Origin of the sequence: Mycobacterium sp., from assembly GCF_035499775.1 — a bacterium.
In the GTDB taxonomy this organism is placed as follows: Bacteria; Actinomycetota; Actinomycetes; order Mycobacteriales; family Mycobacteriaceae; genus Mycobacterium.
This window is the reverse complement of the sequence record NZ_DATJYB010000098.1, coordinates 1-11183: the sequence shown is the minus strand read 5'-3', so window position 1 is coordinate 11183 and position 11183 is coordinate 1. Positions and strand designations below refer to the sequence as shown.

At 66.3% G+C, this 11183-nt stretch carries 13 protein-coding genes; 6 read left to right on the top strand and 7 right to left on the bottom strand.

The genetic code is table 11. The features are described from left to right. Positions 1-119 (top strand): hypothetical protein (locus VML93_RS06955; protein WP_325609029.1); only part of this gene is annotated, 119 nt, incomplete at its 5' end. A gap of 131 nt (positions 120-250) precedes the next feature. Further along, the gene (locus tag VML93_RS06950) at positions 251-1138 is read left to right on the top strand and encodes a hypothetical protein (RefSeq protein WP_325609023.1); all 888 of its coding nucleotides are present in this window, start codon (positions 251-253) and stop codon (positions 1136-1138) included. Positions 1139-1207: 69 nt separating this feature from the next. Here VML93_RS06950 and VML93_RS06945 read toward each other — a convergent pair whose 3' ends face one another. The 4 genes from VML93_RS06945 to VML93_RS06930 all read right to left on the bottom strand — a co-directional run bounded on the left by VML93_RS06945 (position 1208) and on the right by VML93_RS06930 (position 5736). Beyond that, the gene (locus tag VML93_RS06945) at positions 1208-2800 is read right to left on the bottom strand and encodes an FAD-dependent monooxygenase (RefSeq protein ID WP_325609021.1); all 1593 of its coding nucleotides are present in this window, start codon (positions 2798-2800) and stop codon (positions 1208-1210) included. A 106-nt stretch (positions 2801-2906) separates the two neighbouring features. Next, on the bottom strand, positions 2907-3539 hold the full coding sequence (locus VML93_RS06940) for a TetR/AcrR family transcriptional regulator (protein WP_325609019.1): 633 nt from the start codon (positions 3537-3539) through the stop codon (positions 2907-2909). Positions 3540-3634: 95 nt separating this feature from the next. Next, positions 3635-5167, bottom strand: coding sequence for a glycerol-3-phosphate dehydrogenase/oxidase (locus VML93_RS06935; protein ID WP_325609017.1), 1533 nt, complete (start codon positions 5165-5167; stop codon positions 3635-3637). Then, positions 5167-5736, bottom strand: coding sequence for a TetR/AcrR family transcriptional regulator (locus VML93_RS06930; RefSeq protein ID WP_325609015.1), 570 nt, complete (start codon positions 5734-5736; stop codon positions 5167-5169). The genes VML93_RS06935 and VML93_RS06930 overlap by 1 nt, the downstream gene beginning before the upstream one ends. A 47-nt stretch (positions 5737-5783) precedes the next feature. Here VML93_RS06930 and VML93_RS06925 point away from each other — a divergent pair, with 47 nt between their 5' ends. From VML93_RS06925 to VML93_RS06915, 3 genes are all read left to right on the top strand, one after another. Further along, a complete protein-coding gene (locus VML93_RS06925; RefSeq protein ID WP_325609027.1) occupies positions 5784-7364 on the top strand; it encodes an FAD-binding oxidoreductase in 1581 nt (526 codons plus the stop codon). A 14-nt stretch (positions 7365-7378) separates the two neighbouring features. Then, complete coding sequence (locus VML93_RS06920) at positions 7379-8305, top strand: diacylglycerol kinase (protein ID WP_325609025.1); 927 nt, start codon at positions 7379-7381, stop codon at positions 8303-8305. 78 nt (positions 8306-8383) lie between these two features. After that, positions 8384-8902 carry a hypothetical protein gene (locus VML93_RS06915; protein WP_325609013.1) on the top strand — a complete coding sequence of 173 codons (519 nt, stop codon included), beginning with the start codon at positions 8384-8386 and terminating at the stop codon, positions 8900-8902. A gap of 90 nt (positions 8903-8992) precedes the next feature. On the opposite strand, the gene VML93_RS06910 is transcribed toward VML93_RS06915, so the two are convergent. Next, positions 8993-9307: a hypothetical protein gene (locus tag VML93_RS06910; protein ID WP_325609011.1), complete on the bottom strand. Its 315-nt coding sequence runs from the start codon at positions 9305-9307 to the stop codon at positions 8993-8995. 298 nt (positions 9308-9605) lie between these two features. On the opposite strand from VML93_RS06910, the gene VML93_RS06905 reads away from it, so the two are divergent. After that, a complete protein-coding gene (locus tag VML93_RS06905; RefSeq protein ID WP_325609009.1) occupies positions 9606-10310 on the top strand; it encodes a hypothetical protein in 705 nt (234 codons plus the stop codon). Here the strand turns inward: VML93_RS06905 and VML93_RS06900 are convergent. Both VML93_RS06900 and VML93_RS06895 read right to left on the bottom strand, forming a co-directional pair. Then, positions 10291-10803 (bottom strand): DUF3145 domain-containing protein, encoded by a 513-nt coding sequence (locus tag VML93_RS06900; RefSeq protein ID WP_325609007.1) that lies wholly within the window; start codon positions 10801-10803, stop codon positions 10291-10293. The genes VML93_RS06905 and VML93_RS06900 overlap by 20 nt on opposite strands. A 113-nt stretch (positions 10804-10916) precedes the next feature. Continuing rightward, positions 10917-11183, bottom strand: a 267-nt coding sequence (locus VML93_RS06895) for a serine hydrolase (protein ID WP_325609006.1), incomplete at its 5' end; no start/stop codon positions are given.

Below are 11183 nucleotides of genomic sequence, written 5' to 3'. Positions count from 1 at the left end.
CCATCGACCTCGGTGTGGTCGACGAGAAGATCGACCCGGCGCATACTCGCAGCAAGCTCACCGAAGCGCTGGCCCAGGCACCGGCACGCCGCGGCCGCCACAAGAACATCCCGCTGTAAGGGCACCTTTTACCGCGAGCAGACGCAGAATCGCACACGTAAGGCCTTCCGTGTGCGATTCTGCGTCTGCTGAGCGGCGTCATCCCCAGGGGTGACTGGTCGATGCGGCATAACGCACGCATGCTTTCGCGGTGCATACGGATGCGCTAACAATCCTTGAGAAGTTCGGCGGATTCGCCACCACCGCACAACTGCTGACGGTGATGACCCGTCAACAGCTCGACGTTCAAGTCAAGAACGGTGGACTTGTTCGTGTTTGGTATGGGGTCTACGCAGCCCAGGAGCCAAACCTGTTGGGCCGCTTGGGCGCACTCGACATCTTTATGGGACGCCACGCCGTTGCGTGCCTGGGGACAGCCGCGGCGTTGTACGGGTTTGACACGGAAAACACCACCGCCGTTCACGTTCTGGATCCCGGCGCACGGATGCGTCCGACACTGGGACTGATGGTGCACCAACGCACCGGCGCCGCGCTGCAGCGGATCGCGGGCCGGCTCGCGACCGCGCCGGCCTGGACCGCCGTAGAGGTTTCAAGGCAGTTGCCCCGTCCACGTGCACTTGCAACACTCGATGCTGCATTACGGTCAATGCGGTGCACCCGCAATGACATCGAACGCGCCGTTGCCGAGCAGCGAGGGCGTCGAGGCATCGTCGCGGTGCGTGAACTATTACCATTCGCCGACGCACGCGCAGAGTCAGCGATGGAGAGCGAGGCTCGGCTCGTCATGATTGACTACGGATTGCCCCTCCCAGAGCTCCAATACGTGATTCATAGCCGCGATGGCGAACAGTTTCGCGTCGACTTCGCATGGCCTGACGCTCTTCTGGCGGCCGAGTACGAAAGCATTGATTGGCACGCGGGGCGGGAAGAGATGCTCCGGGACAAAATAAGGTTGGCCAAGATCCAAGAGCTTGGGTGGACGATTATCCCGATTATCGTCCACGACGTGAGGCGTGAACCCAAACACCTCGCCGATCGCATTGCCGGCCACCTGGACCGCCCACGCCTGGCGGGATGACCCTGGCGAGCAGACGCAGAATCGCACGGCGCGGGCTTCGCGCGTGCGATTCTGCGTCTGCTCGCCGAGTCACCCTCGGCAGAGGATTGTCGAAAGCGCTTGGCGTAGCCGGGCTTCGGGGTCGTCGGGCAGCTCGTCGCAGCGCCAGCCGACGAAATCGTCCGGGCGGACGAGTAGCGCACCTTCCGGCGCCAGCCCGGTTGCCGCAGCCCACTCGTCGCTGTGCATGCAGTGCATCGTGACCGGAACACCAAGCGCGGCCGAGGCCGAAGCCGCGGCGGAGCGCCACCGCTCGTCGCTGGTCAACAGCGTGAATCCGGAACCGAGCAGGTCGAGCGACGAAACACACTCACCGCGATGCTGCACCCACACGTGCGGCACCCGGGTACCGGGTTGTCCACGCAACTCCGCTACCAGTGACACGGCTTCCGGACCCACCGGCGTGGGATCCTCAGAAACAACTGCAGCCGAGCGGTATTGATAGCCCACCAATAGAGCGAACATCGGCGCCTCTTCGTCCGGCGGCAATGTCGGTCGGTCGTCGTCCAGCCTGAGCATCGCCAGCGACGGCCCGGTGAGTGATTGGCGCGCATTGAAGCGTCCGACGGGGTGCCGCTCGGTGTGATACGTGCTCAGCAGCGCGGGCTTGGCCAGGCCGTTCACTACTGCGGCGAGCTTCCAGGCCAAGTTGTCGGCGCTCTGGATGGCGGTGTTGGCTCCCCCGGCCTTGAACGGCGGCATGGTGTGGGCGGAATCGCCAACGAAAAATGCTCTTCCGCAAGCGAATTGGTCGGCAACTCGCTCGTACGGCCGCCACGATGCGACTTCGATGAGCTCCATACCGATCGGCTCGCCGATGGCCCTGACGAGCAGCTCGGCGCACCGCTGTTCGGTGAATTGCTCGGCCGTCTCACCTCTGCCCGGCAGGTATGTGGTGATGAACATGCCCAGGTCGCCCTCCACGACCAGGAAGATCCCTTCCACGTCAGCGTTTTTGACCTGCACGCCATCCCCGTCGCGGAGATCTGGGACGAAGTTTCGCCACGGCGCCTTGAAGTAGACGAAGATGACGAAGATTGGTAGCGCGCCGTATCCACGCGTGGTCACGCCGAGCGAGTCGCGAATCGGGCTGTGCACGCCGTCGGCGGCGATGAGGTACTCGGCGCGCACTGTTTCGGTCACTCCCGAATCCCGTTCCCGCACGACCACTGTCACGCCGGCATCGTCCTGTTCGAGCGATGCCAGCTCGGTTCCGTAGCGGACCGTGCTGCCCCGCCGGCGGGTGTCGGCCAGCAGCATCGGCTCCAGCTTGCTCTGCGGGCAATACTGTGCGGGCGGCTCCGGGCTGAGCCCCGCGAAGGGCGCGAAGATGGCGTCGACGTCCATGGCCGGCGCTTCGTCCGCGCTGTTCAGGGTCGGCTTGACGACCATGCCGGAAACGCCGTCGGCAACCGCGTGGACCTGGTCGCTCAAGCCCAGCCGGCGCAGGATCTCCAGGCTGCGGAAGCTCAGGTTTCGGGCTTTCGGATAGATGAAGACTTCGCGCCGCTTCTCGACCAGCATCGACCGAACGCCGTACTTGGCCAGCAGAGCGGATGCGGCGAGCCCCGCCGCGCCCGCGCCGACGATCAGCACCGGGACACGAGTGACGTCCGTGCTCATTTCGCCTCCCCGGATTGAGGGTTCGCAAGACGGAACGTATCGGTTCCGTTCTATATCGATAGTGGCACTCGGCGCGGCTGGGCGCAAGGACGACCGCGAAGACGCGCTATTCGGCCGCGGCGAGCGGCAACAACAGAGATTCGAGGGCGCGTCGCACATAGACGCGATCGATCGGCCGCCCCGTCATCACCCGCAGGACGTTGAGCCCCAAGAGGGCGTCAGGGATCAGGGACAAGTCACGGCTCGCGGGAATCTCGCCGCGCGCCACCGCCTGGTCGAGGACCACCCTGATCACCTGGCGCGGGGTGGACAACGCAAGGTCGTCCAACGCCGCGGCAAGCACGGGATGGTGCATCGCGGCCGTCGCAACGCCGACGATCACCTTGATCGTGCTCAAAGCCGCCTCGTCGAAGTCGGGCACCGCGGCTACCACCGCGTCGATATCACCGCGCAGGCTGCCGGTGTTGGGTGGCTCCATCGGCCCGAGCCCTCGTCGCCAATGGGCGATCGCATCGGCGACCACCGCAGCCTTCGAAGACCAGCGCCGATAGATCGCGGCCTTGCCGACCCGTGCCCGCGTCGCGATGTCGTCCATGCTCATCCGGTCGTAGCCGTGAGCGCCCAGACCCTGCAGCGCGGCCTCGAGGATGGCGGCGTCGAGGGACGGATCAAAGCGTCCCCGGTTTCTCCGCGGCGATCTGCGGGCCGGCCGATCGCTTCGAACGCCTTCGGTAGTCATCGCACTCGCTTCTCGAATTAGGCGATACGGTATCGTTTCGCCTAAATGTACGGGTGCAGGCGGCTCGGCCGCAAGGACCCGCTGGCTAACTCGCGCTACTTGAGGAACTCCTCGGCCGCGGCGACAACCCGTTCGCGATCGCGTGACACCAGACCAATGCGGGTCCGCCGGTCGAGGATGTCGCCGACTTCGAGCGCGCCTTCGTGAGTGACCGCGTATTCGAACTCCGCCCGGGTGACGTCGATGCCCTCGGCAACCGGCTCAGCCGGCCGTTCGCAACTCGCGGTGGCGATGACGTTGGGTGCCTCGGCGCCGTAGCGCTCCACCAGCGAAGCCGGCAACCCGCCCCCCGGCCCGGCGGCGGGACCGGGATTGGCCGGCGCACCGATCAACGGCAAGTTGCGGGTCCGGCAATCCGCGGCGTGCAGCTTCCGCAGGCTGATTGCGCGGTTCAGGACATCCTCTGCCATGTAACGGTATTCGGTCAGTTTGCCGCCGATCACGCTGATCACGCCGGACGGCGACTCAACCACCGCGTGGTCCCGCGAAACATCGGCGGTGCGACCTTCGCCGGTGTCGATCAGCGGCCGCAGACCGGCGTAGGCACCGATGACATCACTGGTCCCCAGCGCGGTCCCCAACGCGGTGTTCACCGTGTCCAACAGGAAGGTGATCTCGTCCGAAGACGGCTCTGGCACATCGGGAATCGGCCCGGGAGCGTCTTCGTCGGTCAGCCCGAGATAGACCCGGCCCAGCTGCTCGGGCATGGCGAACACGAAGCGGTTGAGCTCACCGGGAATCGGAATGGTCAGCGCCGCAGTCGGATTCGCGAAGGCTGCGGCGTCGAACACGAGATGCGTTCCGCGGCTGGGCCGCAACTTCAACGACGAGTCGATGTCGCCCGCCCACACTCCCGCCGCGTTGATGACGGCACCAGCCGACACTTCGAACGACTGCCCGGTGCGCTGGTCGGTCAATCGCACCGACGTACCGGTGGCCTCCGACGCTGCCACATAGGTGAGGATCCGCGCGCCGTGCTGGGCCGCGGTCCGCGCGACCGCTGTGACCAATCGGGCGTCGTCGATCAACTGCCCGTCATACGCCAGCAACCCGCCGGCGAGGCCGTCGCGCCGAACGGTGGGAGCCATCTCCACCACGCGCTTCGCCGCAATGAAGCGCGACCGCGGCAGTGTCGACGACGGCGTGCCCGCCAAAACCCGCAACGCGTCACCGGCCAGAAATCCGGCGCGCACCAAGGCGCGCTTGGCGTGGTTCATCGATGGCAGCATCGGAACCAGCTGCGGCATTGCATGAACGAGATGAGGGGCGTTGCGGGTCATCAGGATTCCGCGCTCGATGGCGCTGCGGCGGGCAATTCCGATGTTGCCGCTGGCCAGGTAGCGCAGGCCGCCGTGGACCAGCTTGGAACTCCAGCGGCTGGTGCCGAATGCCAGATCCTGCTTTTCCACCAGCGCCACCCGCAGGCCTCGCGACGCCGCATCCAAGGCGATTCCCGCGCCGGTGATACCGCCGCCGATCACGACGACATCAAGCGACTCCGAACCGTCGGCGAGCGTCGTCAGGTCGGCCGTGCGTCGCTCGGCGTTCAGTGCGGTCGAATCAGTCATCAGGACAGGTATCCGTTCAGTGAGTAGGTGAGTTCGTTGGCCAGAGCTTCGGCATCGAGGATCGGCCGGACGATGTCCGCGGATTGAATGGTCGACTGGGCGATCAGCAACACCATGGTCGCGAGCTGACGGGGATCGCCGGCGCGGACGCTGCCGTTGCGCTGTGCCACTTGCAACCGGGCCGCCAGCCCCTCGATCAGGAACTGCTGGCTGGCCCCCAGGCGCTCGGTGATGTACACCCTGGCCAGCTGCGAGTGCATGACTCTCATGATCAGCTCGTCGCGCCGCAACCGGTCGGCCACCGCGACGGTCTGTTTGACCAGCGCCTCGCGGTCGTCCCCGTCCAGCGGCACTTCGCGCATCACCTCGAGGAGATGGCCGGTCAGCAGCGCCGACATGATCGACTGCGTGTCCGGCCAGCGGCGGTACACCGTCGGGCGGCTGACGCCCGCACGGCGAGCGATCTCGGCGAGCGTCACCCGGTCAACACCGAAGTCGAGGACACAACTCGCCGCTGCCGCAAGTATGCGGTCCCCGATATCTTCGGGTGCATTACTCATTGACAACATGTGTAATACTGTAACGCATGACGCACCTTGAGGAACTCCTTCCGCCGATGAAATGGAACGCGTGGGGAGATCCCGCTGCGGCCAAGCCACTCTCCGATGGAGTGAAGTCTTTGCTGAAGCAGGCTGTGGGCCTTGACGATTCGGCCGAAAGCGAGTTGCAGCCCGACCAGGTCAAGCTGCGTCCGTCGTCGCTGTCGCAAGCGGATCAGGATGAACTGGCCAAGATCGTCGGGGCCGAGTTCTTCCGCACCGCGGACCGCGATCGTTTGCTGCGCGCCGGCGGCAAGTCCACACCCGACATGCTGCGCCGAAAGGACACCGGCGTTCAGGATGCGCCCGACGCGGTCCTGCTACCGGGTGATGACGACACCGTCGCCGCGATCCTGCGGTACTGCTCCGATCACGGCATCGCCGTCGTCCCGTTCGGCGGTGGCACCAATGTCACCGGCGGCCTGGATCCCACCCGCGGCCAGTTCAGCGCCGTGATCTCGCTGGATCTACGCCGCTTCGACGAACTCCACTCGCTCGACGAGGTATCCGGCATCGCCGAATTGGGTGGCGGGGTCACCGGCCCGGATGCCGAACGACTGCTCGGCGAACACGGCTTCTCGCTCGGGCACTTCCCGCAGAGCTTCGAGTTCGCCACCATCGGAGGTTTCGCGGCGACCCGGTCGTCGGGCCAGGACTCCGCGGGTTACGGCCGTTTCAACGACATGATCATCGGGCTCCGCATGGTCACCCCGGTCGGCGTGTGGGATCTGGGCCGGGTGGCGGCCTCGGCGGCAGGTCCAGACCTGCGGCAGGTGGCGATCGGCTCGGAAGGCACCCTCGGCGTCATCACCAGGGTGCGGTTGCGGGTGCACCCCGTCCCGGAGACGACGCGCTATGAGGCGTGGTCCTTCCCGGATTTCGCGACGGGGGTCGCGGCCCTGCGTGCCATCACCCAGACCGGCACCGGACCCACCGTCGTGCGGCTTTCCGACGAGGCCGAGACCGGAGTCAACCTGGCCACCCACGAGACGATCGGTGAAAACCAGCCCACCGGTGGATGTCTGGGGCTGACCCTGTTCGAGGGCACCAAGGAGCACACCGAGAGCAGGCACGCCGAGACCCGCGCGTTGCTGGAGGCCCACGGCGGCAAGTCGCTGGGCGAGGAACCGGCCAAGACCTGGGAGCACGGCCGGTTCAGCGCGCCCTACCTGCGCGACTCCATGCTGGCTGCCGGCGCGCTGTGCGAGACGCTGGAGACCGCCACCGACTGGTCCAACATTCCCGCCCTCAAGGCGGCCGTCACCGAAGCGCTCACCACCTCGCTGGCCGAATCGGGCACACCCGCGCTGGTGATGTGCCACGTGTCGCACGTCTACCCGACCGGCGCCTCGCTGTACTTCACCGTCGTAGCCGGGCAGCGCGGCAATCCGCTCGAACAATGGTGGGCCGCAAAGCGGGCCGCGTGCGACGCCATCATGGCCACCGGCGGGACCATCACCCACCACCACGCCGTCGGCGCCGACCACCGGCCCTGGATGCGCGAGGAGGTCGGCGATCTGGGCGTGCAGGTGTTGCGCGCGGTCAAGGCGACGTTGGACCCAGCCGGAATTCTCAACCCCGGCAAGCTGATTCCGTGACGGCCGAAAATCCCATCACCGGTCGACTGAACCGGCGCGAGATCGGCAAGGTCACCGCGCTGACCAATCCCCTGTCGGGCCACGGCGCGGCGGTAAGCGCATCGCATCATGCGATCGCCCGGTTGAAGCACCGCGGTGTGGAGGTCGTCGAGATCGTCGGAGAGGACGCCGAAGACGCGCGTTATCTCCTTGCCGCCGCGGTCGAAAAGGGCACCGACGCGGTCGTCGTCACCGGCGGTGACGGCGTCATCTCCAACGCGCTGCAGGTGTTGGCCGGCACCGATGTCCCGCTCGGGATCGTCCCGGCCGGCACGGGTAATGATCACGCTCGCGAGTTCGGGATTCCCACAAAGGATCCCGAGGCCGCCGCAGACGTCATCATCGACGGCTGGACGGAAACCATTGACCTGGGCCGGATCCGCGACCGCACCGGGCTGGAGAAGTGGTTCGGCACCGTGGCGGCAACCGGATTCGACTCGCTGGTGACCGATCGGGCCAACCGGATGACCTGGCCGCACGGGCGGGCCCGCTATTACATCGCGATGTTCGCCGAGCTTTCGCAACTGCGCATGTTGCCGTTCCGATTGGTGCTGGACGGCAAGCAAGAGATCGAAGCCGACCTGACGATGACGGCGTTCGGCAATACCCGCAGCTACGGCGGCGGGATGCTGATCTGCCCCAACGCCGATCGCACCGACGGGTTGCTCGACCTCACCATGGTGGCGTCGGGATCCCGGACGAGGCTGGTCCGCTTCTTCCCCACCGCGATCAAAGGCACCCACGTCGAGCTGGACGAGGTCACCACGGCGCGAGCCACCACCGTCGACGTCGAGTGCCCGGGCATCAACGTGTACGCCGACGGCGACTTCGCTTGCCCGCTACCCGCGGAGATCTCCGCGGTGCCGGCTGCGCTGCAGATTCTGCGCCCCGCCCGATCCTGAAAGCACCCGCCATGTAACGACAGGCGGGCCCAATCCGACATCTTGACACCAGCGTGAGCACCATCCCTGGGAGGAAAGATGTCCGGGCACCGCATGACCGCGCTTGCCGCTTTGGCGGCCGCGTCTCTGGCCGGCTCGGTAGGGCTTGCGGCCAATGCCGCTGCCGACCAGATCGTCGTCTGGAACGGGCAGTACATCCTGACGCTCTCCGCCGACGCCAAGACGGGCACCAGCATGGCTGTCGGCCAGCGCGAATATGCCCACCGGGCCAGCTACTCCATCAGCACCAGCTGCTACACGAGCGGCTGTGTCGCCACCGTGAACGACCCTCCGCCGCCCAAAAACCAGTACCTGCCGCAGGCCATCGAATTCACCTGGAACGGCGCGCAGTGGATCCGGGAGATGAGCTGGAAGTGGGATTGCCTACTTCCGGACGGGACGGTCGAATACGATCCGGCGAAATCCATCACGGTGTACACGCCCGGTGCGAACGGGATCCTTACCGGCGTCTTTCACACCGACATCTCGAGTGGCGCGTGCAAGGGCAATGTCGACATGCCGGTGTCAGCCGCGCCGGCGCAGTCGCCGGTGATTTGATTCGTCAGTAGCACCTATATCAAGCGACTGCTAAGTACGCGCTCGATTTGAGGGTGGAACGATCAGCAAATGGACATGGCAACGATGGGCCTAATGGGTGCGGTCGTCGGTGCGTCGGCCGTGGGCATCGCGGGGGTTGCCAGGTCGGCCGCCGATACCGTGCTCCCGGGGATGGTGGAAGGCACCAGAAGTAAGCACCAGATGAGGATGCACTTGCATTCGCAGCGCTGCGAAGCGGTTCAGCAGTGGCGGAGCGGCTTGGCAGCTGCACGAGATGCCTACCAGCAGTGGGCTCGTGGACCTCGCGTTGATGATCCGCCTTGCGTCGTCGGCGACGAGTGGTTCGAGGGCCTGCGGCCGCACCTGCCCACCACCGGCGAAGCAGCGAAGTACCGCACTGCTCACGAAGTCCACTGCGACAATGCGACTCTCATGCTGCTCTCGCTCGAGATCGGGCGGGTCGAAAGGGAGTGGGCAGAAGAGGCGAAGGGCAGCCGGCGCCGAGTACGAAGTCGGCAGGGGTGATTGAGAAGGTGACCCAGGGGTCCGAGCAGGCACACGGAGCGGGAAGGCTGCGGTACAGCGGATACCGGTCGTGGACGACTTCGCAAGCGCCGCAAAGCTATCCGGGCCGGACGCATTTGCTACGCCCTTATCATCACGAATAGAAATCACGCTGGTCGGGCAGCAGGAGGCAGTGGCAATGGGAACCACACCGATGGCCCGGGTTTGGTCGCGACTACTTAGCGGCACTGCTGCCGCCGCAGATCAGATCTCCCGAGTATTGCCTGGACTGCTGATCGGCGGTGTGGCCGGCGCCGCAGGCACCACTGCGCTCAACGTGATCACCTACCTGGACATCGCGGTGCGGGGCCGGCCAGCGAGCACAACGCCCGAGAGGACCGTCGAAGCCCTGGCGAGGCTGTTTCACCTCACGGTTCCGGGAACAGGTGACGTCCTGGCCAACCGACTCGCGGGCCTGGGCGCGCTGACCGGATATGCCGCCGGCATCGGAATGGGCCTGATTCTCGGCCTGGCTTACTCGCTGGGTTGGCGGCCGAGCCTAGTCATCGCCACACTGACAGCGACGGCGCTGGCCCTGATTGGCACCAACGGGCCGATCATCGCGCTCGGGGTGACCGACCCGCGGACCTGGGGCGTTGTCGGGTGGATCAGTGATCTGATTCCGCACTTCGGGTACGGCCTGGTCACCGCCCTCGTGCTGCATCACTTCTACCCACTATTTCGATCCTCCACCGAATTCGAGCCTCCACCGAGGTACGACGCCGCGGCGGAACCGCGCCGGCCTGAGCGCGTCGTCCACCCCATCGCGGCATCGGATGCTCTTCAGCCAACGCCGCGGACGCCCGCCGAGCGCTACCGACCGCCTAGCCGACGCCCCGGCTGAGCCAGGTGACCTCGCCGGCGTCGCCGCCGTCGCGATACACCTCGAGCGCCTCGTCCCACGCCGTGCCCAGCACCGAATCCAGTTCGGCGGCCAGCGTGTCGGCGCCCTGCGCCATCATCGCCCGCAGCCGCATCTCGCCGACCATGATGTCGCCGTTGGCGCTCATCGCCCCGCTCCACAGGCCCAGCTGCGGGGTGTGGCTGAAGCGCTGGCCGTCGACTCCGGGGCTGGGGTCCTCGGTGATCTCGAACCGCAGCACCGTCCACGAGCGCAGCGCGCTGGCCAACCGGGAGCCGGTGCCCACCGGCCCTACCCAGTTGGTGACGGCGCGCAGCTGCCCGGGCATCGCCGGCTGCGGCGTCCACACCAGATTCGCCTTGGACTGCAGGGTCGACGACAACGCCCACTCGACATGTGGGCACACCGCCGCGGGCGAGGCGTGGACATACACCACGCCGCTCGTCACGTCGGCGAATTGATTCGACGCACGCATCTGCTGCTCCTTCGGTTCCACGAGGGACGTCTTCCCCAACGACCTGGTGAACCCGAGAGGCAGGATGTTTTGTGTCGTGCGTGTCTATTGTGCCTTGTGTGACGCCTGTTGCGCTAGTCCGGCGCAAATTCTTCCAGCACCGTGTCCGACAAGGCTGGCCACCGCTCCTGTGCCCACGTGTCGAAATCGCGGTCTGTGAGCACGACGAGCGCCAGGTCGGCCGCCGGATCGACCCACAGGAACGTGCCGGTCTGCCCGAAGTGGCCGTAGGTGCCAGGTGAGTTCCGTGAGCCTGTCCAGTGCGGCGACTTGCCGGCTCGGATTTCGAAGCCAAGCCCCCAGTCGTTGGGCCGCTGCACGCCGAACCCGGGCAGCACGCC

Excerpts from the sequence above, each read along its gene's own strand:
- VML93_RS06945 (WP_325609021.1), bottom strand. The coding sequence starts at position 2,800 with ATGAGCACGGACGTCACTCGTGTCCCGGTGCTGATCGTCGGCGCGGGC.
- VML93_RS06940 (WP_325609019.1), bottom strand. The coding sequence starts at position 3,539 with ATGACTACCGAAGGCGTTCGAAGCGATCGGCCGGCCCGCAGATCGCCG.
- VML93_RS06935 (WP_325609017.1), bottom strand. The coding sequence starts at position 5,167 with ATGACTGATTCGACCGCACTGAACGCCGAGCGACGCACGGCCGACCTG.
- VML93_RS06930 (WP_325609015.1), bottom strand. The coding sequence starts at position 5,736 with ATGTTGTCAATGAGTAATGCACCCGAAGATATCGGGGACCGCATACTT.
- VML93_RS06925 (WP_325609027.1), top strand. The coding sequence starts at position 5,784 with ATGAAATGGAACGCGTGGGGAGATCCCGCTGCGGCCAAGCCACTCTCC.
- VML93_RS06915 (WP_325609013.1), top strand. The coding sequence starts at position 8,384 with ATGTCCGGGCACCGCATGACCGCGCTTGCCGCTTTGGCGGCCGCGTCT.
- VML93_RS06905 (WP_325609009.1), top strand. The coding sequence starts at position 9,606 with ATGGGAACCACACCGATGGCCCGGGTTTGGTCGCGACTACTTAGCGGC.
- VML93_RS06900 (WP_325609007.1), bottom strand. The coding sequence starts at position 10,803 with ATGCGTGCGTCGAATCAATTCGCCGACGTGACGAGCGGCGTGGTGTAT.